The 23,520-nt window shown below is 63.8% G+C and carries 31 protein-coding genes; 29 read left to right on the forward strand and 2 right to left on the reverse strand.

What is annotated here, in order from left to right; translation table 11 throughout:
• The first annotated feature begins 110 nt into the window (after positions 1 to 110).
• From OH705_RS12235 to recX, 25 genes are all read left to right on the forward strand, one after another.
• Entirely contained in the window at positions 111 to 458 is a 348-nt protein-coding gene (locus OH705_RS12235) for a phage holin family protein (RefSeq protein ID WP_038705571.1), read from the forward strand.
• 24 nt (positions 459 to 482) lie between these two features.
• Positions 483 to 671 carry a Com family DNA-binding transcriptional regulator gene (locus tag OH705_RS12240; protein ID WP_023631957.1) on the forward strand — a complete coding sequence of 63 codons (189 nt, stop codon included), beginning with the start codon at positions 483 to 485 and terminating at the stop codon, positions 669 to 671.
• 10 nt (positions 672 to 681) lie between these two features.
• Entirely contained in the window at positions 682 to 1,512 is an 831-nt protein-coding gene (locus tag OH705_RS12245) for a putidacin L1 family lectin-like bacteriocin (protein WP_052062174.1), read from the forward strand.
• Between the two features lie 62 nt (positions 1,513 to 1,574).
• Positions 1,575 to 2,072 (forward strand): hypothetical protein, encoded by a 498-nt coding sequence (locus OH705_RS12250; RefSeq protein WP_267302292.1) that lies wholly within the window; start codon positions 1,575 to 1,577, stop codon positions 2,070 to 2,072.
• On the forward strand, positions 2,069 to 2,629 hold the full coding sequence (locus OH705_RS12255) for a phage baseplate assembly protein V (protein WP_038705573.1): 561 nt from the start codon (positions 2,069 to 2,071) through the stop codon (positions 2,627 to 2,629). The genes OH705_RS12250 and OH705_RS12255 overlap by 4 nt, the downstream gene beginning before the upstream one ends.
• 92 nt (positions 2,630 to 2,721) lie before the next feature.
• On the forward strand, positions 2,722 to 3,054 hold the full coding sequence (locus OH705_RS12260; protein ID WP_023631778.1) for a hypothetical protein: 333 nt from the start codon (positions 2,722 to 2,724) through the stop codon (positions 3,052 to 3,054).
• 103 nt (positions 3,055 to 3,157) lie between these two features.
• Positions 3,158 to 3,484 (forward strand): GPW/gp25 family protein, encoded by a 327-nt coding sequence (locus tag OH705_RS12265; RefSeq protein WP_038705574.1) that lies wholly within the window; start codon positions 3,158 to 3,160, stop codon positions 3,482 to 3,484.
• A complete protein-coding gene (locus OH705_RS12270) occupies positions 3,481 to 4,362 on the forward strand; it encodes a baseplate assembly protein (protein ID WP_267302293.1) in 882 nt (293 codons plus the stop codon). The genes OH705_RS12265 and OH705_RS12270 overlap by 4 nt, the downstream gene beginning before the upstream one ends.
• 1 nt (position 4,363) lies before the next feature.
• On the forward strand, positions 4,364 to 4,975 hold the full coding sequence (locus OH705_RS12275; protein WP_267302294.1) for a phage tail protein I: 612 nt from the start codon (positions 4,364 to 4,366) through the stop codon (positions 4,973 to 4,975).
• Complete coding sequence (locus OH705_RS12280; RefSeq protein WP_267302295.1) at positions 4,968 to 7,640, forward strand: phage tail protein; 2,673 nt, start codon at positions 4,968 to 4,970, stop codon at positions 7,638 to 7,640. The genes OH705_RS12275 and OH705_RS12280 overlap by 8 nt, the downstream gene beginning before the upstream one ends.
• Before the next feature lie 12 nt (positions 7,641 to 7,652).
• Positions 7,653 to 8,099, forward strand: coding sequence for a phage tail assembly chaperone (locus tag OH705_RS12285; protein WP_267302296.1), 447 nt, complete (start codon positions 7,653 to 7,655; stop codon positions 8,097 to 8,099).
• Entirely contained in the window at positions 8,086 to 8,970 is an 885-nt protein-coding gene (locus OH705_RS12290; protein WP_267302297.1) for a phage tail protein, read from the forward strand. The genes OH705_RS12285 and OH705_RS12290 overlap by 14 nt, the downstream gene beginning before the upstream one ends.
• A gap of 112 nt (positions 8,971 to 9,082) precedes the next feature.
• Complete coding sequence (locus tag OH705_RS12295; protein WP_267302298.1) at positions 9,083 to 10,249, forward strand: phage tail sheath family protein; 1,167 nt, start codon at positions 9,083 to 9,085, stop codon at positions 10,247 to 10,249.
• A 13-nt stretch (positions 10,250 to 10,262) separates the two neighbouring features.
• Positions 10,263 to 10,772 (forward strand): phage major tail tube protein, encoded by a 510-nt coding sequence (locus OH705_RS12300; protein ID WP_267302299.1) that lies wholly within the window; start codon positions 10,263 to 10,265, stop codon positions 10,770 to 10,772.
• A 12-nt stretch (positions 10,773 to 10,784) separates the two neighbouring features.
• The gene (locus tag OH705_RS12305) at positions 10,785 to 11,087 is read left to right on the forward strand and encodes a phage tail assembly protein (RefSeq protein WP_023628886.1); all 303 of its coding nucleotides are present in this window, start codon (positions 10,785 to 10,787) and stop codon (positions 11,085 to 11,087) included.
• Between the two features lie 125 nt (positions 11,088 to 11,212).
• Positions 11,213 to 13,501, forward strand: coding sequence for a hypothetical protein (locus OH705_RS12310; protein ID WP_267302300.1), 2,289 nt, complete (start codon positions 11,213 to 11,215; stop codon positions 13,499 to 13,501).
• Between the two features lie 9 nt (positions 13,502 to 13,510).
• Entirely contained in the window at positions 13,511 to 14,356 is an 846-nt protein-coding gene (locus OH705_RS12315; RefSeq protein WP_023628889.1) for a phage tail protein, read from the forward strand.
• Complete coding sequence (locus tag OH705_RS12320; protein ID WP_023628890.1) at positions 14,331 to 14,537, forward strand: tail protein X; 207 nt, start codon at positions 14,331 to 14,333, stop codon at positions 14,535 to 14,537. The genes OH705_RS12315 and OH705_RS12320 overlap by 26 nt, the downstream gene beginning before the upstream one ends.
• A gap of 16 nt (positions 14,538 to 14,553) precedes the next feature.
• Positions 14,554 to 15,588, forward strand: a complete 1,035-nt coding sequence (locus OH705_RS12325; protein WP_267302322.1) for a phage late control D family protein — start codon at positions 14,554 to 14,556, stop codon at positions 15,586 to 15,588.
• 92 nt (positions 15,589 to 15,680) lie between these two features.
• Positions 15,681 to 15,890: a Com family DNA-binding transcriptional regulator gene (locus OH705_RS12330; RefSeq protein ID WP_023632757.1), complete on the forward strand. Its 210-nt coding sequence runs from the start codon at positions 15,681 to 15,683 to the stop codon at positions 15,888 to 15,890.
• A complete protein-coding gene (locus OH705_RS12335) occupies positions 15,877 to 16,428 on the forward strand; it encodes a glycoside hydrolase family 19 protein (RefSeq protein ID WP_094010102.1) in 552 nt (183 codons plus the stop codon). Before OH705_RS12330 ends, OH705_RS12335 begins: the two co-directional genes overlap by 14 nt.
• The gene (locus tag OH705_RS12340; RefSeq protein ID WP_416383578.1) at positions 16,425 to 16,922 is read left to right on the forward strand and encodes a lysis system i-spanin subunit Rz; all 498 of its coding nucleotides are present in this window, start codon (positions 16,425 to 16,427) and stop codon (positions 16,920 to 16,922) included. The genes OH705_RS12335 and OH705_RS12340 overlap by 4 nt, the downstream gene beginning before the upstream one ends.
• 59 nt (positions 16,923 to 16,981) lie before the next feature.
• Entirely contained in the window at positions 16,982 to 17,464 is a 483-nt protein-coding gene (locus tag OH705_RS12345) for a CinA family protein (RefSeq protein WP_038705579.1), read from the forward strand.
• Between the two features lie 104 nt (positions 17,465 to 17,568).
• Positions 17,569 to 18,645, forward strand: coding sequence for a recombinase RecA (gene recA, locus OH705_RS12350; protein WP_028690616.1), 1,077 nt, complete (start codon positions 17,569 to 17,571; stop codon positions 18,643 to 18,645).
• Between the two features lie 9 nt (positions 18,646 to 18,654).
• A complete protein-coding gene (gene recX, locus OH705_RS12355) occupies positions 18,655 to 19,125 on the forward strand; it encodes a recombination regulator RecX (RefSeq protein ID WP_031315331.1) in 471 nt (156 codons plus the stop codon).
• Positions 19,126 to 19,194: 69 nt separating this feature from the next.
• On the opposite strand, the gene OH705_RS12360 is transcribed toward recX, so the two are convergent.
• Positions 19,195 to 20,313 (reverse strand): LOG family protein, encoded by a 1,119-nt coding sequence (locus tag OH705_RS12360; protein ID WP_023631049.1) that lies wholly within the window; start codon positions 20,311 to 20,313, stop codon positions 19,195 to 19,197.
• Between the two features lie 304 nt (positions 20,314 to 20,617).
• Here OH705_RS12360 and OH705_RS12365 point away from each other — a divergent pair, with 304 nt between their 5' ends.
• Positions 20,618 to 20,824, forward strand: a complete 207-nt coding sequence (locus tag OH705_RS12365; RefSeq protein WP_031315330.1) for a hypothetical protein — start codon at positions 20,618 to 20,620, stop codon at positions 20,822 to 20,824.
• A gap of 1 nt (position 20,825) precedes the next feature.
• Here OH705_RS12365 and OH705_RS12370 read toward each other — a convergent pair whose 3' ends face one another.
• Complete coding sequence (locus OH705_RS12370) at positions 20,826 to 21,245, reverse strand: quorum-sensing-regulated virulence factor family protein (protein ID WP_267302301.1); 420 nt, start codon at positions 21,243 to 21,245, stop codon at positions 20,826 to 20,828.
• Between the two features lie 213 nt (positions 21,246 to 21,458).
• Here OH705_RS12370 and OH705_RS12375 point away from each other — a divergent pair, with 213 nt between their 5' ends.
• The 3 genes from OH705_RS12375 (at position 21,459) to OH705_RS12385 (ending at position 23,520) form a co-directional block, all read left to right on the forward strand.
• Positions 21,459 to 22,169, forward strand: coding sequence for a tRNA-uridine aminocarboxypropyltransferase (locus tag OH705_RS12375; protein ID WP_110604909.1), 711 nt, complete (start codon positions 21,459 to 21,461; stop codon positions 22,167 to 22,169).
• A gap of 257 nt (positions 22,170 to 22,426) precedes the next feature.
• Positions 22,427 to 23,077: a response regulator transcription factor ErdR gene (gene erdR / locus OH705_RS12380; RefSeq protein WP_023631045.1), complete on the forward strand. Its 651-nt coding sequence runs from the start codon at positions 22,427 to 22,429 to the stop codon at positions 23,075 to 23,077.
• Between the two features lie 77 nt (positions 23,078 to 23,154).
• Positions 23,155 to 23,520, forward strand: coding sequence for a diacylglycerol kinase (locus OH705_RS12385; protein WP_110604910.1), 366 nt, complete (start codon positions 23,155 to 23,157; stop codon positions 23,518 to 23,520).

Consider the following 23,520-nt stretch of genomic DNA (forward strand, 5'->3'; position numbering starts at 1 on the left):
CAGCGCATTACTGGAAAGCCTGCGACGCGGGCTTTCTGGAATGCCGAGTCAAACGATAAACAACGCCCCGCCAGCATGCCGCTGGCGGGCATCACACAGGAGACAGGACAGTGACGAACGAGCAACAGACGTTGCTGGAAATGCCGCTCTGGCTGGTGATCGTCCTGGCATTGCTGGGCGGTCTTTCCGGCGAGATGTGGCGCGCCGACAAGGCTGGCGCCCGCGGCTGGGGGCTGCTCAGGCGGCTGGCGCTGCGCTCCGGGGCCTGCATGGTCTGCGGGGTGTCGACGGTCATGCTGCTCTACGCCAGTGGCATGTCGATCTGGAGTGCCAGCGCCTTCGGCTGCCTTACCGCCATGGCCGGCGCCGACGTGGCCATCGGCCTTTACGAGCGCTGGGCCGCTCGGCGGCTGGGGTTGGACGAGCAGCCTGCAACCGTGCGCCAGGATGAAGAATGAACGCGTTAACAAGGAAGAGTGGCGATGTTCAACGAGTTTCGCTGCGGTAAATGCAACCGCTTGCTGGCACGCATCGGCGGACCGGCGCTGGTCCAGATCAAGTGTTCGCGGTGCGCGACCTTGAACCACATGAAGGCCACGGGCCTCGACAACGTGCCGACGAGCGATCAGGACGGGCCGCAGAGCCCGGCTCCCCTTCAATCGATTCAGTAGGAGAAACACCATGGCAGGTCGTACCCGCATTCCTTTCAACGGCGTCGGTACTTCGGTGCTGCCCGCTTACCAGACCCTGTCGGCAGGCCAGTACCTGCTATCGCCCAACCAGCGCTTCAAGCTGCTGCTGCAGGGCGATGGCAATTTGGTGATCCAAGATGGTGGCGCCACCGTCTGGGTCGCCAATGAACAGCAACCCTTCAGCTCGACCATTCCCCTGCGCAACAAGAAAGCCCCGCTGGCCTTCTACGTGCAGTACGGCGCGTTCCTCGACGACTACTCGCGACGTCGGGTGTGGCTGACTGACAACAGCACCTTCACCAGCAAAGACCAGTGGAACCGTACCCACCTGGTGCTGCAAGACGACGGCAATATCGTGCTGGTCGACTCGCTGGCGCTGTGGAACGGCACGCCGGCCATCCCGCTGGTGCCTGGCGCGATCGACTCGCTGCTGCTGGCACCTGGCTCCGAGCTGGTACAGGGCGTGGTGTACGGCGCGGGCGCCAGCAAGTTGGTGTTCCAGGGTGACGGTAATCTCGTGGCCTATGGCCCGAACGGCGCGGCCACCTGGAACGCCGGTACCCAAGGCAAGGGCGCGGTGCGCGCGGTGTTCCAGGGTGACGGCAACCTGGTGGTTTACGGTGCCGGCAACGCGGTGCTGTGGCATTCGCACACCGGCGGCCATGCCAGCGCGGTGCTGCGCCTGCAGGCCAACGGCAGCATCGCCATTCTCGACGAGAAACCGGTGTGGGCGCGCTTCGGCTTCCAGCCGACCTATCGCCATATCCGCAAGATCAACCCTGACCAGAAGCCGATCGACATCTGGACCTGGCACTTCTGAGTCGCGTGCCGGGCCTTTGCGGGCCCGGCCTTCGCCGAACCGATCGTTCAAGGAGCACGCGCATGAGCGAACTGGCCCAGTTGTACGCGGCCGTCACCACCATCCTGCGGGCGGCGTTGCCGGCCTTCGCCACGGTCGCCACGGAGGGCGACGACATTACCGAGCCGCCCCTGCCGGCCTTGGTGCATGGCGTGTTGCGCATGCGTGGCGACGAGGCGTTGCGTGACGGTCGCTCATTGCTGATGGCGACCTTCGAGGCCCGCGTCACCGCCCAGGGCACCCCCGCGCAGGCACGGACGCAGGCCGGTGTGCTGGCGGCGCAGCTGATCGATGTGCTGCGCCAGCAATCCTGGGGGCTCGATTACGTAGAGGGCGCACGGGACATCTTCGCCGAAGCCGAGGGCTCCACCTGGCGGGTGCAATGGGAACAACCCATCCTGTTGGGCACTGTCCAGTGGCCTTGGCCTGACCAGCCGGCGAGCAGTCTGATGCTGGGATTTGCCCCGGACACCGGGCCCGGCAACCAGGACAAGTACCTGGCACCGGAGGATATGGCATGAGCTACGCCAGTGCCATGCACGATCGCATGCTGGCCAGCCTGGTGATCCCCTGTCGGGTGGTCGCGGTCGACTTGGCCGCAGCCCGGGTGCGGGTGTCCGACGGCGGCGGCTGGACCAGCGCCTGGGTGCGCTGGCATGCCCAGGCTGCCGGCAAGGCCCGCCACTGGCGAGTACCGAGCCTGGACGAGCAGGGGGTGCTGATCAGCGCCAGCGGCGAACCGGCACTGGGCACCTTCGTCCCGGGGTTATACGGCAATGCCGGCACGGCGCCGGACAACCGTGACCATGTCGAGGTCTGGCGCTTCGACGACGGCGGCTCGCTGATCTACGACTGGCAGGCCAAGCGCTATGACATCCAGCTGCCCAGCGGCCAGGCCACGGTCAAGGTCGGCGCCAGCACCGTGGTGGTCAGCGACAAAGCCATCACCCTCGACGCTGCGTCGATCACCCTGACCGGCACGGTCGCCATCAATGGCCCGCTGACGGTCAGCGGTGACATCAACGGCGGTGGCCGGATCATCGATACGGCCGGCAACACCGCCAATCACAAGCACTGAGCTAAGGCCTTGAGCCCAGCAAGATCGCCATTGAGCGACATGAATGCGGCGTGTGCCGCGACCCATCATTTCGACTCAAAAGGCAAAGCAACATGGAAGCAGTAAAAGTCGGCAAGCATTTCTTCAACGCCCACCCAACCGCCGTCAGCCAGGTCTTCAGCGCGGCGGACAACAAGGATGGCGTGTACCTGCGTACCGCCACCCTGTGCACCGGTGGCGGCATCCTCAACCTGTACACCGGTCCGAAGGCGCCGGCCTACCTCGGTGACATGAGCGTCCACGCCATCATGGGCGGGATCAATGGCGGCATCGATTCGCAGTACACCCTGCCTTATCCGCTGTTCATCCCGGCGGGCTACGGCCTGTGGACCGTCGCCAACAACGCCACGGCGGCCATCGCCCTGACCTACGACTTCGTCTCCTGAAACGGCTGCCCGGCTTGTCCGGGCAACCCTTTCCTGCCTGCCAGGTGATAACCATGCGCTATCCGAACAGGCTACCTGGAGCCTCAATTCCAGGAGGTGCGCCATGATCGGCATGGACCGTCGCACCGGCCAGCCATTGTCGAGCGTCGCCCACCTGCGTCAATCCATCGAAGACATCCTTACCACGCCGCTGGGCAGCCGGCGCATGCGCCCGGAGTACGGCAGCCAGCTGCGCCGCTACGTCGACCTGCCGGTCAACGAAGGCTGGAAGAGCGCGGTGCAGGCCGAGGTGGCCAGGGCCCTGGGGCGTTGGGAACCGCGGCTGAAGCTGGAGCGGGTCAAGGTTGTCGCCGTGATCGACGGCCAGGTCAGCCTGGCCCTGAGCGGCCGTTATCTGGGCGATGACGCCCTGGTGGAGGTGACTGTATGAGCCAGGTCGATCTGTCCAAACTGCCCGCACCGCAACTGCTCGAAGACCTTGATTTCGAGGTGCTCTACCAGGAAGACCTGACCAGCTTTCGCACTCAGATGGGCGACGGCTGGACCGCCAACCTGGAAAGCGACCCGGTGACCAAGCTGCTCGAAGTGGGCGCCTACCGCAAGCTGCTCAACCGGGCGCGCATCAACGACGCGGCCAAGGCGCTGCTGCTGGCCTACGCCCAAGGCAGCGACCTCGACCAACTCGCGGCCAACGTCAGCCTGCAGCGCCTGGTGATCCAGGCCGCCGACCCGAGCACGATCCCTCCGACCGAGGCTGTGCTCGAATCCGACGACGCCCTGCGCGAACGCGTGCAGCTGGTCTACGAAGGCCTGACCACCGCCGGCCCGCGCAACAGCTACATCCTGCATGCCCGCAACGCTTCGGGGCGGGTCGCCGACGCGACCGCCGAAAGCCCGTCGCCGGCCGTGGTGGACGTCACCGTGCTGAGCCTGGACAACGATGGCGTGGCCAGCCCCGAGCTGCTGGCCCAGGTCAAGGCCTACCTCAACGACGACGACATCCGCCCGGTCGCCGACCGGGTCAACGTGCGCAGCGCCGAGGTGTTGCCGTACCGCGTCGAGGCCGTGCTGCACATGGCCGACAACGGCCCGGAGTTCGAAGCGATCCTCAGCGAATGCCGACGCCGTCTCCAGGCTTGGGTCAACCCGCGCCGACGCCTGGGCGTCGAGGTCGCCCGTTCGGGGATCGACGCGCAACTGCATATCGACGGCGTGAGCCGCGTCGAGCTGGTCGGTTGGAGCGATATCCGCCCGAGCAAGGCCCAGTCCGCCTGGTGCACGGACATCGAACTGCGGCGGGGTGGCTGACATGCAGAGTCTTCTGCCGCTCAACCGCACGCCACTGGAGCGGGCCATCGAGGTGGCCGCCGACGAAGACCTCAAGGCCGCCTTGCGCACCCTCTACAACCCCGACACCTCCCCGGCGCACCTGCTCTACCAGCTGGCCTGGGCCTGGTCGGTGGACCGCTGGGACGACAGCTGGAGCGAGGCGATCAAGCGCTCGGTGATCCGCTCGGCGTTCTTCGTCCACGCCCACAAGGGCACCCTCGGCGCCCTGCGGCGGGTGGTCGAACCGTTCGGCTACCTGATCGAGGTGCAGGAATGGTGGCAGACCCAGCCGGCCGGAGTACCGGGGACCTTTGCGCTGAAGGTCGGGGTGGCGGACAGCGGTATCGACGAACAGACCTACCAAGAGCTGACCCGACTGATCGAGGACGCCAAGCCGGTCAGCCGGCACCTGGTCGGGCTCGACATCAGCCTCGAAAGCCACATCCCCGCCTATCAGGCCGTCGCGCTCTACGACGGTGAACTGCTCGAGGTACTTCCCTGGCAGGCATCGGACATCGACATACACCTGGGCGCTTACAACCTGGTGAACGACCACACCTCGGACATACTGGACATCTACCTCAATGGCTAACTCAACCACCCAATTCGGTGGGTTCCTGACCAACGTGGGCATCGCCCAACAGGCCAACACCGCCGTGCTGGGGCTGCCCTGGAACATCACCCACATGTTGATCGGTGATGCTGGCGGCGAGCCTTCGCAGACCCCCGACCCAACGCCCAAACCAACCCAGACCGCGCTGGTGCGCCAGGTCTATCGGGCACAACTCAATGCCCTGTATCAATCGCCCGCCGACCCTGGAGTGCTGGTGGCCGAACTGGTTCTGCCACCGGAAACCGGCGGCTGGTGGATCCGCGAGCTGGCGCTTGAAGACGCCAACGGCAACTTCATTGCCGTAGCCAAGCCGGCCCCCAGCTACAAACCACTGTTGGCGCAAGGCTCCGGACGTACCCAGACCATCCGCATGCATGTGGTGTTCGGCAACCTCGCCAATGTGACGCTCAAGATCGACCCGAGTATCGTTCTGGCCACTCGCGATTACGTCGACAAAGCCCGCGAAGCGGCAGAGTTGTATGCGCGCAACCAGCTCAAGGCGCACCTGGAGGCGGCCGACCCGCACCCGCAGTACCTGCGCCGTGCAGACGCGGCCAAGGACGTGGGGCCACTGGCCTGGCTCGGTGTCGCCACCGGTACCGCCGATGCCCTGACGCTGAAGCTTAAGAGCGGCGAGTCGGCCCTGGCGGCCTACGCCGCTGGTCAGCGCTTTCAGTTCCAGGCCAGTGCCACCAACACCGGTGCCGTGACGGCACGTATCAACGGGCTGACCGCCGTGGCAGTGAAGAAGTCCGGCAATACTGGCCTGGTCGACCTGGTGGGCGGCGATATCCGTGCCGGCGCCCTGTATGACCTGAACTACGACGGCAGCTACTTCCAGCTTGGCGGTGGCGTCGGTGCCAACAAGGCGTTCGAGCGTTTCTCGTTCGAGGCGTCGGTTGGCCAGACCGTCTTCAGCCTGGCGCACACCATCGGCAGCACCATCGTGCTGCGCAATGGTCGCGAGGTTACCGACTACCTATCCGACGGCCAGAAGATCACCTTCAAGACTCCCTGCAGCCTGGGCGAGGCCGTTGAAATCCTGGCCTTTAGCTCGTTCCAGGCCGCGAACAGCTACACCAAGGCCGAGACTCAGGCGCTGTTGAACACGGCGTCGGCGTTACCGGTGGGCGCCATGCTGCCGTTCCCGAGGGGCTCGGTGCCAGCCGGTTTCCTCGAAGTCGATGGCAGCACCCAGAGTGCGTCGGTTTATCCGGACTTGGCGGCGTACCTGGGCGGGGCTTTCAATAAAGGCAACGAGCCGGAAGGGTTCTTCCGTTTACCGGATACCCGCGGTGAGTTCCTGCGTGGCTGGGATCATGGACGGGGGGTCGATCCGGGCAGGGCAGTTGGTAGCTGGGCCGGTGATTCTCTGCTCGATCACCAGCATGCGGTGATCTCGGCTGACGCCGGCACTGGAAAGATGCCATTTGAGGCAAACGTCGCTGGGAGTGCAACAGGTAACCTGGGCGCAACCGCGAGGACAATAGGTAGTTCCGTACTTAATGCGACACTCGTATCTAGTGTGTTCGCTCCAGCTGCGGCCAAGGGTGGCACTGAAACCCGTCCCCGTAGCCTTGCTGTGATGTGGTGCCTCAAAGCGTGGAATGCGCCAGTGAACCAAGGGCAGATCGACGTCGCGGCCCTCGTCGCCGAACTGACGGCGTTGCGCTCTTCGACACCAGTCGGTGCGATCCTGCCCTTCCCAAAGGCCGAGGTACCAGCCGGTTACCTCGAGCTCGATGGCAGCCTTCAAAGCATGGCGACCTACCCGGACCTGGCGGCCTACCTAGGCACCACGTACAACAAAGGCGCAGAGCCAGCAGGCTTCTTCCGATTGCCAGATACGCGAGGCGAGTTCCTGCGTGGCTGGGATCATGGGCGAGACGTGGACCCAGGTCGGGATCTGGGCAAATGGCAAAAGGGCTCTCTGGCAATTGCGGACATGCCCGCCAGTGGCCAAGGTGCTGCCGCCCTGGCGCCATCTGCTGGCCAGACGGCTAATGATTACGGTTACGACGGGGTTGCCGACGCTACCTGGAATGGTTTGACAGTGGTCAACACGGGCTCCTTGACGCCAGTTACACCGGGTAGCGGTACATGGATGCTAGGCATGAGCCGCCCGCGCAACCTGGCGGTCATGTGGTGCATCAAGGCTTGGAATGCGCCGGTTAACCAGGGAAATATCAATGTTGCAGCTTTAGCGCCACTGGCTGGCCAGGCAACCGAAAGCAACTTGGGAACCATCAAGCTTGCCACCCAGGCAGAGGTCAATGCAGGTGTCGTAGAAAGTGTCGCGGTTACGCCAAAGAAACTGCGTTGGGGCTTTTCCATGTCGTTTGGCACGAACGGATACATCATTTTCCCCAGCTGGCTTGGTGGATTGATCATTCAGTACGGCTCAAGCGCAAACACTACGGAATCTGTCGATATCAGTTTTCCGGTTGCCTTCCCCAATCGCTGCGTCTGGGTTGCAGCCACTGACTACACACCTGCCAATGGTACTACCCGTACCTACTGGCAATTCCGGGATTTGAGAAGCACAGGCCTCAATGCCCTCAACCAGGGGTCTTTCACCAAAGGCTCGACCGGTTGGGGCAACCCTACGCTGTCGGCCTGTCCCTACTTTGCTATCGGCTACTGACAGGGAGCATGCATGAAGCGTTTTTATAGCCAGTCGACGGGGTCTACCTATCTTAGCGGTGTCCACTTGCAGATGCCCGACGATGCAGTGCCGATTACCGAGGCCTTGTATGAGGCCGTCATTGCCAATCCTGATCTGGACAAGATCCGTAGCCATGATGACCTCGGCTTGCCGATCCTGATCGAAAGGACTGCTCCCAACAGAGAAGAACTAGCCCGCATCGAGCGCGGCTGGCGCGATTCACAAATGGTCAGCAGCCAGTGGTTTGTCGCCCGATACAACGAGGAGCAAATCCTGGGATTGGTCACGACTCAAACGGAGAAGCAGTTCGAGGCGTTGCTTCGCTATCGACAGTCTTTGCGCGACTGGCCTGGTTCTGACTTGTTCCCGGATTCTGCGCATCGCCCGCAAGCTCCAGCATTCTTGGACTCGACAGGAGGTCAGTATGAGCCGCAGTGACGTTTTGGCCTCGATCGAAAGCAATATGCTTTCGGTCCAGGGCATCAACAACTCGGTCATCCGTAGCAACAAAGTGCTGGACGTCCATGAGGCAGGTTTCCTGCTTGTAGATGCCTCGGCAGGCCAGACCATGATCACCCTGCCCAAGGCCAACCGCATCATGGATGTGCGGGTACAGCGCGTCGACAATAGCGCCAATGTATTGCTGGTCTACGCCGCCAACGGCGAGAAAATCAAGTTCCATACCCACCTTCGCCCTGAAGGCTATCCCTTCTGCATGGTGCTGGGCGGCGGTGATTTCTGGCACTTGCGCAGTGATGGCGCAGGCAACTGGCTATTGCTGGACCGCATGGACAACACCCCCTTGGGACGTGTCGTTTTCGAAACCTCGACAGCGCTGAACCCAGGGGGCTGGAGCATCCCTAACGCAAGACTGCTGGCGCGTGGTGACTGGCCATGGCTTTGGGACCACGCACAGCAGTCGGGCATGCTGGTGAACGAAACGCAGCGTGTCGGCATGGAAGGCGGCTGGACCCGGGGAGACGGGGTAACCACGTTCCGCATTCCCGAGCTGCGTGGTGAATTCCTGCGGTCTCTGGATGAAGGCCGCGGTGCGGACCCCGCGCGAATCGCAGGTTCGTACCAGCTTGCTTCGCTGGTGCATGGGGAAATTGTCGATGCGGTGTCGTCGTTGAGGCGTATGCAAAACATGAAGCCGAGGTTTTTCGATGTCTCGGACACCAACGAAACCGTTGCGGTTTCAACTACCTCAGCCTCTGCAACCACCCAAACGATAGCCGCCAACAGTGCTTACTTCGGTGCGGTAAGGCCGCGCAACATCGCGTACCCGAGCCGTATCAAGCTCATCTGAAGCGGCTTCGGCTGCCACCACTACCTGCTTCTCACTTCAACCCTTTTAAGCCCTGCAAACGCGGGGCTTTTTTACACCTGAACCTTTACATCAAAACCTGGAGCACACCTACATGAGTGGATTCTTCCACGGCGTCACAGTGACCAACGTCGACACCGGTGCCCGTAGCATCGCGCTGCCGTCGTCCTCGATCATCGGCCTGGTCGACACTTTCACTGAAGGCGCGGGCGTCACCGCCAAGGCCAATGACCTGGTGCTGATCACCAGCGAGCGCGAAGCGGTCGCGGCGTTCGGCCAGGACGCGGCGATCACCAAGGCCTGCCGCGCCATCTACAGCCGCGCCAAGGCGGTTATCGTCGCCTGCGGCGTGGCCAAGCTCGAAGACGCCGCCGAGCAGACCTCGGCGATCATCGGCAACGTGCTGGCCGACGGCAAGCGCACCGGCCTGCAGGCGCTGCTCGACGGCAAGAGCCGTTTCAACGCCCAGCCGCGCCTGCTGGTCACTCCCAAGCACAGCTCCACCCAAGCCGTCGGTACCGCTCTGGTAGCCCTGGCCGACAAGCTGCGCGCCATTGCCATCATCGACGGCCCCAACACCACCGACGAAGCGGCCATCGCCTACGCCAAGAACTTCGGCGCCAAGCGTGCCTTCCTGGTCGATCCGGGCGTGCGCTACTGGGACAACGCCGCAGAGGCCACCGTTGACGCGCCGGGTTCGGCCTGGGTCGCCGGCCTGTTCGCCTATACCGACCGCGAGTACGGCTTCTGGGCGTCGCCGTCGAACAAGGAGTTCGTCGGCATCACCGGCACCACCCGCGCCGTGGAGTTCCTCGATGGCGACGACACCTGCCGCGCCAACCTGCTGAACAACGCCAACATCGCCACCATCATCCGCGACGACGGCTTCCGCCTGTGGGGCAACCGCACCCTGTCGAGCGACCCGAAATGGGCCTTCGTCACCCGCGTGCGCACCATGGACATCGTCATGGACGCGATCCTCTACGGCCACAAGTGGGCGGTCGACCGTTCCATCACCGCCACCTACGTCAAGGACGTCACCGAGGGCCTGCAGGCCTTCATGCGCGATCTGAAGAACCAGGGCGCGATCATCAACTTCGAGGTCTTCGCCGATCCGGAGCTGAACACCGCCAGCCAGCTGGAGCAGGGAAAGGTGTACTGGAACATCCGCTTCACCGATGTGCCGCCTGCCGAAAACCCCAATTTCCGCGTTGAAGTCACCAACCAGTGGCTGACCGAAGTCCTCGATTCCGTCGCTTAAGGAGCGCACCTACATGGCAATGATTCCCGAAACACTGGCCAACCTGAACCTGTTCGTCGATGGCGTCAGCTTCCAGGGCGACGTGCCCAACCTGACCCTGCCCAAGCTCACCCTGAAGATGGAAGAGCACCGCCCCGGCGGCATGGACATGCCGGTCGAGATGGACCAGGGCATGGAGAAGCAGGAAGCCGCCTTCACCACCACCGGCGTGCGCCGCGAGTCGCTGAAGTTCTTCGGCCTGGCCGACGGCACCGCCTTCAACGGCACCTTCCGCGGCGCCTTCAGGGGCCTCAAAGGCAAGATCAACCCGGTCATCGTCACTCTGCGCGGTTCGCTGAAAGAGATCGACATGGGTGACTGGAAGTCCGGCGACAAGGCCGAGATCAAGCACAGCGTCGCCGTCACCTACTACAAGCTCGAAGTCGATGGCCGCCTGGTCTACGAAATCGACGCCCTGGGCATGAAGCGGGTGATCGACGGTGTCGACCAACTGGCCGCCCAGCGCGCCGCCCTGGGTCTTTAAGGAGAACGTTCGATGGCTCAAGCGAAGAAACTGCCGCAATGGCTGACCGTCAACGCCGAGCGCGTGACCGTGCGTCTGTCGCGCCCCAGTGAAGCCAATGGCGTGCAGGTCGACAGCCTGTCGCTACGCGCACCGACCGTGCGTGACATCCGCAATGCCCAGGCCGGTGGCGCAGTTGACGACGAGCAGCGCGAACTGAACCTGTTCGCCTCGCTCGCCGAAGTCGGCATCAAGGACCTCGAAGGCCTGGCCCTGAAGGACTACAGCCGCCTGCAGACCGGCTATTTTCGCCTGGTGCAGGACGACGAGGTTTGACCCTGCCCGGCAGAAGGCCGCCGCCAGGCGGCTGGCCAAGGAGCTGAACTTTTCCGCCAGTGAGATCATGACCATGTCGTTCAGCGACATGGTCTGGTGGCTGGCGGAATGACAAGGAGGAACCCATGGCGAACACACAGGTGTTCACCCTCGGGCTCGGCGTCAGCGCCGACAGGCCGTTGGGCGCCGCGTTCGATAAGCTCCGTCAGCGCATCGGACACGTGCGCAAGGAGGCGGATGGCACCCGCCTGGGACGGCTCATCGCTGAGGTGATCCGTCTGGGGGTGGAGCTGGACAAGGTGGGACAGGTCGGAAGGAGGCTGGCCAATGAACAGGCAGGAAGCCATGACGTGCAGCTCGAGCGCCTTCGTGATGAAAGCACTTGTGTCGCTGATCTGCAGCTGGCTTATGCCCGGCTCGGGCAGGTGATCGCGGGGTTACCGCGACTCAAACCGTTGCCCGTTCGTACCGTCTGGCACCCACCTTTGCTGCTGCCGGCGGCGAACGGCAAGACAACTGCTGAGACGCCGGTCAAACCGACGACACCGACCAAACCTGCACCCACGTCTCGTACTCCCGGCGAGAAAACCAAAATCGTCATGGCAAGCCTGGGTGGGCTTGCCGCAGGGGGGATTGCGGCATACAAGGCCAGTCGCCGTCTGTCTCCCGAAGAGCGGCAGCGGGCCGTCAAGGCGGTCAACAGCAAGACCGAGATGGGCGCTGTTACAGCGATGCTGAAGGGCAGCGAGGCAATAGTGACCGGCGAGGATGGCCGGGCGAAGGCCAAGGGCGTCGGTGCTGCCATCGGTGAGCTGGCCGGCAATCTCCTTGGTGCGGCCCTTGGGGCAGCGAAGGGCGGTGCGAGGGGCGGCAAGCGTGGTGAGGAGTACGGCAGTCTGTTTGGTGCTTACCTGGGCGAGAAGCTCGGTGGTCGCGCTGGCGAAGGGCTGTACGATTTCTTCAGCGACAGCAGTGATGAAAAGGGCAGGACACCCGAGGCATCTGCGGATCGTTCTGCCAAGGCGCAAACGCCGCTCCAGCTGGCCGGGCCCTCGCTCAGCCTGTTCGAGGCACAGGCTGACGCAGGGACTCTACCGATCTTGGGCAGCGCCTTTGGCGAGCTTGGGGTCGGCGCCATGCTGGCAGGGCAACGCTTGCTGGCTCTGGGCGACGCAACCCTGCCTGGCGCACAGGTCCCCATAGCAAATGCACCCGTGCAGACATCTGCCAGTGCGTTGCTGAAGGCCGTGGCGGACAAGCCACCGGCAGTACCCGCTTCAACGCCAGCCACACCTTCCCCGCCGGCAGCCGACGCTCCCAAGGGAGTACTTGCCAAGATGGGCGGTGCCGTCAAATCGCTCGGCAAGCCAGCGGTGCTTGGCGCCGTGGGTAAAGGCCTGGAGACATTCACCAGTGACAAGTCCGAGAGCGAGAAGGCCGAAGGCTACGGCAATGCTGTAGGCGGTCTGGTCGGTACGCTGGTTGGCGGTGCTTTGGGCTCGGTCGTGCCGGGCCTGGGAACTGTCGTCGGTTCCACGGTTGGCGGCATGGTGGGGGAGGCGGTTGGTGGCTGGATCGGTAAAACCTGGTTCGGTGTTGACAAGGAGGGTGCCAAGCCGGTCGCCGGAAAGGTGGGGGCATCCGCAACGCCTGCTGCCGAGGGTGATCCGGGGGGCGCGATGCCCGCAAGCAACAAGATTGCCGAGGCAAGCGAACCTGCCAAGGAGGGCGCGCAAGCTTCCCAAACGGCTCAACCTACAGCAGACGCAGCCTCAGCACCGGAACCCAAGGGCGTTGGCGCGGCGATGAAGGTCCTGGCCAAGCCTGCGGTACTGAAAGCGACTCGGCAAGGGCTGGAAACCTTCACCAGCGACAAGCCCGATGGCGAAAAAGCCGAAGGCTATGGCAGTGCCGTCGGTGGGTTGGTCGGGACGCTGGTCGGCGGTGCCATCGGCTCTGTCGTGCCGGTGGTCGGCACCACCTTCGGTGCCGCACTTGGTGGGATGGTAGGTGATCAGCTTGGCGGTTGGCTGGGCAAGACCTGGTTTGGCGGCAAGGATCAGCCGGTCAAAGGAGAGGCTGCAGCCAAGGCCGGCGAGGCTATGTCCGCTGCGCCCAAGGACCCGCTCGAACAGAAGGCCGTACCCGGTGATGTGGTGCGCTCGATAAACAGTCAGGCGACACCTGCCCAGGGGCCGCCTGCCGTTGCATCGACACCTGCGGCCACACCGCCGGCACCCGTCTACAACCAGCAGTTCACGTTCACCTCGAACATGCCCGTCAGTGTCACCAATAGCCTCGACGACCCAGGCACGCTTGCGCAACTGGAGGCCATCGCCCGTCGTCAGCTGGAAGAGCTGATGCGTCAGGCCCGTTCGGCGCAGTTGGCCGACACCCCACACATCGCACTTTAAGGAGGATACATGACCTACATGGAGCAGCTGCAAGCCACGCTGCACGCCCTGGTCAAGGCGGGAGAGGCAGGGCGTCGGCGTGCCGACGCCATGCTCGATCCGATGAACGACGCGATCGGCCATATACAAGGCGCTGTGGGTGAACTGGAAGGTTTGCCGGTGGTTGGTCCGGTCATCGGCGCCAAGTTGCAACGCACGATGCGTGCAATCAGCAATGCCCAGGCCCGGGTCGCCAAGGTAGTGGCCAAGTACGACCAGGCGGTGGCGGTGGTACGTCAGGTGCGTGATCGCATCGACGGCTTCGCCGCCCATGCCGCCAAGGCCGGGGCAGCGATACGTCGTGTGGTGGGAGAGGTGCGTTCGACCGTCAACGGCATGCTGTCGACGCTGGGCTTCGCGCCCGAGGCGACGCCAGCGGCCGAAGCGGTCAAGCCATTCCCCCACCTGTTGGTGATGCAACCACTCAAGGCCGGTTCAGCGCCGTACTACTTCAACCTCGACACCGCCGCCTTCGACCAGTTGCGCCGGCAGACTCGTTTCCGTTGGGCCGGCCAGGAGCGGCTGAGCCGCGACACCGCGCAGCAGGCGGTGAGCCTGGGTGAAGAGACCATCAGCATTCGAGGGGCGATCTTCCCCGGTTTCAAGGGCGGCCTCGGCCAGTTGCAGACACTGCGCAGCATTGGTCGCCAGTTGCTGCCACTGTCGTTGACCACTGGCTACGGCGAGGTGCTCGGTACCTGGTGCCTGACCAGCATCGAGGAAGAGCAGAGTGTCCTGCTGGCTGGCGGCATTCCGCGCAAACAAGGATTTTCACTGGAGTTCGTGAGCTATGGCCAAGACCTGCACAACGTCTGAGGGCGACCTGCTCGATACGCTCTGCCAGCACTATTACGGCCATCTTTCCGGCACGGTCGAGGCCGTGCTGGATGCCAACCAGGGGCTGGCGGACGAGGCGCAGCCGTTTCGCGCCGGGGTGAGGATCCTGTTGCCGGAACTGCCGATGACGACGAGCGAAACCTTGCAACTGTGGGACTGACATCGGAGCCTCAATGGTGCAACCCCAATTCCGTATCACCGCCGACGGCAATGACATCACCAACCTGATCAACGACCGTCTGCTGCTGCTGCGCACCACTGATAAACCTGGCCTCGAGTCGGACGAATTCGAACTGCGCATCGATGCCCGTGACGGCAACGTGGCGCTGCCGGCCAGGGGCGCGCTGCTGGAGGTGCACCTGGGCTACGCCGGCCAGCCTTTGAGCCGCCTGGGTCGCTACACCGTCGATGAGGTCGAGCTGTCGGGCCCGCCAGACACCCTGGTGATCCGCGGCAAGGCCAGCGACCTGCGTGGCAGCGGCAAGACCATCCGCAGCGGCAGTTGGGAGAATACGACGCTGCAGGGCATCGTCGCCGAGATCGGTGCCCGCAACGGTTGGCAGGCGGTGTGCCCGGTGGCCGTGCAGGTGCCGCGGATCGACCAGTACAGCGAGTCGGACTTCAACTTTGTCACCCGCCTGGCGCGCCTGCACGACTGCACCGCCAAGCTCGCTAATGGGCAGCTGCTGGTGCTGCCGCGCCAGGGTGGACATAGCGCCAGCGGCAAGCCGCTGGACGTGGTGGGCATTACACGCAACCAGGTCAGCCAGTGGCAGTTCCGTCTGGCCGACAAGAGCACCCACAAGGCCGTCAGGACCCGCCACCAGGACAGCGCCAGCGGGCGCCTGCAGGCGGTGGAGCTGGTCAATGGCGATGCCCCCGACGGCCTGCAGCCGGTCTACACCGACCGTCACCTGTACCCCAACCGGGCGGCGGCGGAACAGGCCGCCCGTGCCCGCCTGGCCAGCTTCAACCGCGACACTGCCAGCGTGCGCCTCGACATGCCTGGGCGCACCGACCTGTTCGCCGAGCGCGCCATCGATGTCCAAGGCTTCCTCGCCGGGCTCGATGGCCTTTACCTGATCGAGTCGGTCGAGCAGGTGTTCACCAGCAGTGGCTGGCGCACCACCGTGCAATGCAATGGTGGGCGCCAGGGCAAGGCCAGGGCCAAGGGCTCCGCGCCCAGGCGGGTGGGGACGCTCAAGGCCTGAGGCGTGGTGGAGATGGTTTCCCGGTGCCTGCGGGCAAACGCGCTTCTTATAGTCGCTTCTTGCTACTCAATCCGCTTCAGGATCACCGTCATATGTTCATCGACCTTCGCTGTGGCCAGTGCCGCAAGCTGCTGGCCCGCATCACCCCGGTTTCCGAGCTCCAGATCAAGTGCGGCCGATGCCGTACCTTGAATCATGTGAAAGCCGCGCGCTTCGAGCCATCGCCCATGAGCGAGCCACTGGCGGCATTGGCTGCCGTTCGATCCGATCGCAATGGAGAATGCGCCGATGCCGCTCACTGAACAGCAACTCAAGCAGATCTACCCACTTGCCGGCGCGCGCGTCGCCACTTTCTTGCCGGCGCTGAACACGGCCATGGCCAACTGGGAGATCGACCACCCTAAGCGCATTGCCGCGTTCCTGGCCCAGGTCGGCCATGAGTCCGGCCAATTGCGCTATGTGAAAGAGCTGGGCAACGACAAGTACCTGGCCCGCTACGACACCGGCATCCTGGCCCTGCGCCTGGGCAATACGCCCGAAGCTGACGGCGATGGCCAGCGCTACTGTGGCCGTGGCCTGATCCAGGTGACCGGGCGTAACAACTACCAGGCCTGTAGCCGTGCGTTGTTCGGTGACGAGCGCCTACTGGCGCAACCGCAGATGCTCGAGCAGCCGCGCTGGGCCTGCGAATCGGCGGCCTGGTTCTGGCACTCGCGTGGGCTCAACGCCCTGGCCGACCAGGGTGAGTTCAACCGCATCACCCGGCATATCAATGGCGGCCTGAACGGTTTGTCCGAACGCCTCGAACTGTGGGCGCGGGCGCGGGAGGTGTTGTGCTGAGCCGCCTGCAACTGGCGGTGTGCATCGGGCTGATGGTGTTGTCTGCTGCCGTGGCCTGGCAGGCGCAGGGCTGGCGCCTTGGTCGCCAGCTGGCCACACAGGAACAAGCTCTGGTGCAGCAGCGCCTGGACCAGGCCGAGGCGCTGCACGGCATGCTGCTGGCCGAGCGCGAGCAGCACCAAGGCCTCGAACAACGCCTGCACGACAATGAAGCGAAACATTTCCAGGAGTTGACCGATGCCCAGCACGCTCAGGCTCGCCTGCGTGACCGCCTTGCTACTGCCGATCTGCGCCTGTCGGTCCTGGTCGAGCGCGACACCACCTGTGCCCCAGTGCCTGCCGCCACCGGCGCCGGCGGCGTGGATCATGACCCCGTACGCGCCCGACTTGACCCGGCGCATGCTCGACGAATTGTCGCCATCACCGACGACGGCGACCGTGGACTGATCGCCTTGCGGGCGTGCCAGGCGTATATCCGTGCACTGGCCCCCTGAGCGCTTGCCAGAAGGGGCGGGAGTGGTAGGGTAGGGCGCAGTCTTGCCAGGAGCCCACCATGGACCCGATCACTGTTCTCTCCACCCGCCTGGGTGAACACCTGCGGCGCTTCAATGCCCAGGTGACCACCGCCGAGTCCTGCACCGGTGGCGGCATCGCCGAGGCCATCACCCGTATCCCCGGCAGTTCGGCCTGGTTCGAGGCCGGCTACGTCACCTACTCGAATGCCCAGAAAACCCGCCAGCTAGATGTACCCGAGGCGTTGTTCGCCGAGGTGGGCGCGGTCAGCCAGGAGGTGGTCGAGGCCATGGTACGCGGCGCCCGGGCTGCCAGCGGCGCGCGCTTTGCGGTCGCGGTCAGCGGCGTGGCCGGCCCCGACGGCGGTTCAGCGGCCAAGCCGGTGGGCACGGTGTGGCTGGCCTGGGCCGACGGCGACCACGTGAGCAGCGAGCGGCGCCACTTCGATGGTGACCGCGAAGCGGTGCGCCGACAGACGGTGATCGCCGCGTTAGACGGCTTGTTACAGCTTGGCGCGGAGTAATTCGCCCGACGGGGGTTTGCGGAAACGAATCCCTGTGGAATAATACTGGCTACTTATACAGTTATTCCGGCCGTCAGGGCCACGTCGAACACGTGAGGATTTCAATGGACGACAACAAGAAGCGCGCCTTGGCTGCGGCCCTGGGTCAGATCGAACGCCAATTCGGCAAAGGCGCGGTCATGCGCATGGGCGACCACGAGCGCCAAGCGATCCCCGCCATCTCCACCGGTTCCCTGGGCCTGGATATCGCCCTGGGCATTGGTGGCCTGCCGAAAGGCCGTATCGTCGAGATCTACGGCCCGGAGTCTTCGGGTAAAACCACGCTGACCCTGTCGGTCATCGCCGAAGCCCAGAAGAACGGCGCCACCTGCGCCTTCGTCGACGCCGAGCACGCCCTGGATCCTGAGTACGCTGGCAAGCTGGGTGTCAACGTCGACGACCTGTTGGTCTCGCAGCCGGACACCGGCGAGCAGGCCCTGGAAATCACCGACATGCTGGTGCGCTCCAACGCCGTCGACGTGATCATCGTCGACTCCGTGGCCGCGCTGGTGCCCAAGGCCGAGATCGAAGGCGAGATGGGCGACATGCACGTCGGCCTGCAGGCCCGCCTGATGTCCCAGGCGCTGCGCAAGATCACCGGTAACATCAAGAACGCCAACTGCCTGGTCATCTTCATCAACCAGATCCGTATGAAGATCGGCGTGATGTTCGGTAGCCCGGAAACCACCACCGGCGGTAACGCCCTGAAGTTCTACGCCTCCGTGCGCCTGGACATTCGCCGTACCGGCGCGGTCAAGGAAGGTGATGAGGTGGTTGGTAGCGAAACCCGCGTCAAGATCGTCAAGAACAAGGTCTCGCCGCCGTTCCGCCAGGCCGAGTTCCAGATCCTCTACGGCAAGGGTATTTACCGCAACGGCGAAATCATCGACCTGGGTGTTTCCCAGGGCTTGGTTGAAAAATCCGGTGCCTGGTACAGCTACCAGGGCAACAAGATCGGTCAGGGCAAGGCCAACGCCGCGAAGTACCTGCAAGAGAACCCGGCCATTGGTAGCGAGATCGAGAAGCAGATTCGCGACAAGCTGCTGACCGCCGGTGCCGCCGCCGCTGCAGCAGCGGCCGCCAAGGCCGGTGCTGCCGAAGCCGATGCCGATGATCTGGCTGACGCCGACGCCGGTTATTGATCTGCCTCCATGTCTGTCGTACTCGACACCCCCGTCGCCGTTCGGCGGACAGCCATGGACCTGCTTGCACGCCGCGAGCATGGTCGCGTGGAGCTGACCCGCAAGTTGCGTCAACGCGGTGCTACCGATGAGTTGATCGAGCCTGCGCTCGATCGGCTTGCCGAGGAGGGGCTCCTCAGCGAGGCCCGCTACCTTGAAAGCTTCATACGCTATCGTTCCGGCTCAGGCTATGGCCCTGGGCGTATCCGTGAGGAGCTTGGTCAGCGAGGTCTGGACCGTGGCGATATCGACCAGGCACTGCGTGACAGCGAAGTGGACTGGGCGTTGCGGTTGAAAGAGGTGTGGCAGCGCAAGTTCTCGGGGCAACTTCCCCATGATCCACGCAGCCGCGCACAGCAAACGCGCTTTCTTGCCTACCGTGGGTTTTCCATGGAAATGATCGGCCGGCTGCTTAGCGGGCGCGATCTTGACGATTATTGAAGCGTGACCAGCATTGATGGCCCACATGGCTGACCCCGACCGGGGCCAGCCATGTGGGCCATTTTGCGTTCAGTTCACTCGCAAGGCCTCACGCGCTCGTTGGGTGGTGTGCATTGGCTGGGGTTTGGCCCAGTTCTCCGACAGGTTGATGAAGTCCACCAGTTCGCGCAGGCGACCCTGGTCACGGCCGTTGAAGGCGAAGGTCAGGCGTGTCAGGTGGCTGAAGTTGCCTTCTTCATGCTCCGCGCCACTGTCAGGCTGCTGGTGATACCTGCCGCTCAGGCGCAGGTCGGCAAAACCTTCCTCCACGTCATGCAGCGCGGCCTCGCTCAAGGGGTGATGCATGCGGATGACGAACTGGTTCTTCAACCATCGGCTGGAGTGGTAATTGCTGTAGAACTGGTTGATTTCCTCCACCGCCTCGTCGGCACTGTGCACCAGGCGCACCAGCTTGAGGTCGCTGGGCAGGATGTAGCGGTTTTCTTCCAGCTGGCGGCTGATGAAGGCCAGGGCGTCCTGCCAGAAACTACCGCCGGGCGAGTCGAGCAGCACCACCGGAACCAGCGGGCTCTTGCCGGTCTGGATCAGGGTGAGCACTTCCAGCGCCTCGTCGAGGGTGCCGAAGCCTCCCGGGCAGAGCACCAGCGCATCGGCCTCCTTGACGAAGAATAGCTTGCGAATGAAGAAGAAATGGAACGGCAGCAGCTTGTCGGTGCCATTGACGGTGGCATTGGCATGCTGCTCAAAGGGCAAGGTGATGTTGAACCCCAGGCTGTGATCGCTGCCGGCGCCTTCGTGGGCGGCGGCCATGATGCCGCCACCGGCGCCGGTGATCACCATCAGGTCGGAACGTGCCAGCGTTGCGCCGAGCTCGCGGGCCAGCGCATACATGGGGTGCTCCAACGGCGTTCGTGCCGAGCCGAAAACGGTAACTTTGCGCCGCCCCTTGTAAGGCTCGAGGGCGCGGAACGAATGGTCGAGTTCACGCAGGGCCTGCAGGGTGATCTTGGCGTTCCAGCGGTTGCGGTCGTCGTGGGCCATGCGCAGCACGGTCAGCAGCATGTCGCGGTACAGTGGCAGGTTGGGGCTGTTCGGAGCAACCAGTTGCAGTTGCTCGTCGATTTTGCTCAGGTCGATGCCGTGGTCCCTGAAATGGTTGAACAGCAGCTCGTTCGATTGGTAAGGCATTCAACGTCTCCTTCTGCAGCAAAACCTCTGACCGGGTCGATGGCAGGTCCCGGCCGCGACACTGCGTGTGTCGCTGGCTGCTGTGGCTCGAGTGTGCCCCCCGAGCGTTGCAGTAGGCCTTCAAGGCCATTTTTGCAGTGGCAGTTCCATCGCGTTGTCGTTGTTATGGGTACTCGTTATCAATCTAGACGCTGGGGCGCACTCGTGCCGCCACAGGCGTGCAATACCGCCTGTCAGACTGGATCCGATGATGGCAGCGCTTTGGTTAACTGGAGGCGGAAGAGTGATGCAGCGAGGTGGCGGTATGCACCGGCTGGTGATCGAGGTGGACGGGCAACTGTTGCAGTTGCTCGAGCGCGAGGCGAAGGTTCATCACCTGAGCCTGGAGGGGGAGTGCTTGCGACGGCTGCAGGGGGGCGAGGGGCACTCGCCTTACCTGCTGGCACTGTTGGCGGAGTTGCGCGCCGATGATGAGCAGCGGCGCGCCAGAGGCAGCGATCAGGGTGCCTGAATCACTTTTTCTTGTTGCCAGCTGCGCAGCTGGCAGCGTCGAACGCCTGGTCCATGACCGGTTGGTTGGTCTTGTACACGGTGAAACGGTAGACCATCACGGCGCCCTTGGACATCAACTGGCGGTAACCATTGTTACGGCACACGCTGTCACCCAGCTGGCTGCGCACCTGCGCTGGGTTGGCCTGCATTCTCTGCGCATGCGCCTGGCGCACGCTCAGGTGATTGACCAGCGCCTTGCCTTCGACGGTATAACCCTGATCGAGGATGTCTTCGTTGATGGCCCGCGGGGTACCGATGCTGCTTTCCTTGGCGACCTTCTGCAGCATCTGGGTCAGCTCGTATTCCTGCTTGGAGGCAGCCTGGGCGGCCAGGGGCAGGGCGAGCAACAGGCTCAGGGTCGGGACGATAAGACGCAGCATGAATCTCTCCTGGTTCGATGACTGGCGCTTTGACCTGCGCCGGCGGGCGGCGTTCCATGAAACTGCTGGGTTCCCCGGCCGCCTGAGCCGCTGATTATAAAGGAGCGGCCGTAAGGGCTGCACGGCAAATGACGTACGCTCTGGTAGACTCGCATTTTGTTTTTACCGAGTCGTCGTCGTGCCCCTTCCATCTTCCTGCCAAGGCCTGCAGCCATGAGCCACGCGGTAGCGCGGCTGCGCGCCGAGCGCCTGGCGCGCAGCATCAAACCCTTTGTCGCCCGCGGCTCGCGAGCCGAGCGCTGCCCGGATTGCCGGGTGATCGCCACGCACTGCCTGTGCGCGTGGAAACCGCGGGTGCCGGCAGACGCCGGCATGTGCCTGCTGATGCATGACACCGAGCCACTGAAGCCGACCAACACGGGGTGGCTGATTGCCGACGTGATCAAGGATACCTCCGCCTTTGGCTGGCTGCGTACCTCGGTGGACGAAGGCCTGCTGGCATTGCTGGGCGATCCGCGCTGGCAGCCTTATATCGTCTTCCCCGGCGAGTTCGTCAAAGAGGACCGTGTGGTCAGCGAGGTGGTGCGTGAGCCGGGCAAGCGCCCGCTGTTCATCCTGCTCGACGCCACCTGGACCGAAGCGCGCAAGATGTTCCGCAAGAGCCCCTACCTCGACCGTTTCCCGGTGTTGAGCCTGCAGGCCGAGCAGATGTCGCGCTACCGCCTGCGCCGCTCCAAGCGTGACGACCACTTCTGTACCGCCGAAGTCGCCGCCATGTGTCTTGAGCTGGCCGGCGACAGCCAGGCCTCACAGGCCCTGGATGCCTACCTGGATGTGTTCAGCCTGCACTACCTCAGCGGCAAGCGGCGCCTGGCGCTTGATGAGCAGGACGAGGTTCACCAGCGTTTGCATACCTTCCTATAGTCCAAGGGGCAGGCGCGGCGGATTGGTACATACTGTCGGGGCTGGCAGCCAGGGTAGGCGGGGACGACCGGGCAATTGGCTTGACCACCCGGGGCGTGCTCGGCATCCTTGGCGCCGCTTCGGGCACGACGAAGCTGCTGTTACCCCGGACTTCGCCGTGCCATCCCGGCCGGCGGCCCTGCCGTTCGCGCCATGAGTTGCCCGCCAGGCGTCTCCCGTACCCCCTGCGCCTGGTACAGAACAGGATCCCTAGATCGATGGCCACATACGAAATCCTGATTGCCGATGACCACCCGCTGTTTCGCAGCGCACTGCGCCAGGCCGTTACCCTCGGCCTGGGCCCGGATGTGCGCTTGGTCGAGGTGGCGAGCATCGCCGAACTGGAAACCAGCCTGACTGAAAAAGCCGACTGGGACTTGGTCCTGCTGGACTTGAACATGCCCGGTGCCTATGGTTTCTCCGGGCTGGTGCTGCTGCGTGGCCAATACCCGCAGATCCCGGTGGTGATGGTTTCGGCGCAGGAAGAGGCGGCGGTCGTGGTGAAGTCCCGCGAATTCGGCGCCAGCGGTTTCATCCCCAAGTCCAGCGAGCTGAGCAAGATCCAGGAAGCCGTGCGCAATGTGCTCGACGGCGATGTCTGGTGGCCGCCGCAGGCGTTCGAGAAGGTCGATGTGTCTGCCGAGGCGAAAGCCGCCAGCGAAGGTCTGGCCAGCCTCACCCCGCAGCAGTTCCGCGTGCTGACCATGGTCTGTGAAGGCTTGCTGAACAAGCAGATTGCCTATGAGCTGAGTGTGTCGGAGGCGACCATCAAGGCCCACGTCACGGCGATCTTCCGCAAGCTCGGCGTGCGCACCCGGACCCAGGCCGCGCTGTTGTTGCAACAACTTGAATCGGTTTCGGCCAGCTAAATCCCTGCGCCTTCACGCTTTTTTGACTGCGGTTGAACTAGCCTGCTGGCCTTTTTTCGGTGAAGTGACTGACACACATGTCGCCATTCAAGGGCCAGACCGGCCTCAAACGTATCTTCAATGCCGCCGGCTACTCGCTGGACGGCCTGCGCGCCGCGTTCAAGGGTGAAGCCGCGTTCCGCCAGCTGGTTCTGGTCAACGTGTTGTTGATCCCCACAGCCTTTTGGCTGCCGGTGAGCCGTGCCGAACGGGCGATCCTGATCGCTGTATGCTTGCTGGGGCTGATCGTCGAGTTGCTCAATTCGGCGGTTGAGGCGGCCATTGACCGCATCTCTCTTGACCGTCATCCGCTGTCCAAGAACGCCAAGGACATGGGCAGCGCCGCTCAACTGGTGGCCATGAGCATGGTCGCGATGGTCTGGGGCGTGATCCTGCTCGGCTGA

This window comes from Pseudomonas sp. BJa3, assembly GCF_026343815.1.
GTDB lineage: Bacteria > Pseudomonadota > Gammaproteobacteria > Pseudomonadales > Pseudomonadaceae > Aquipseudomonas > Aquipseudomonas soli.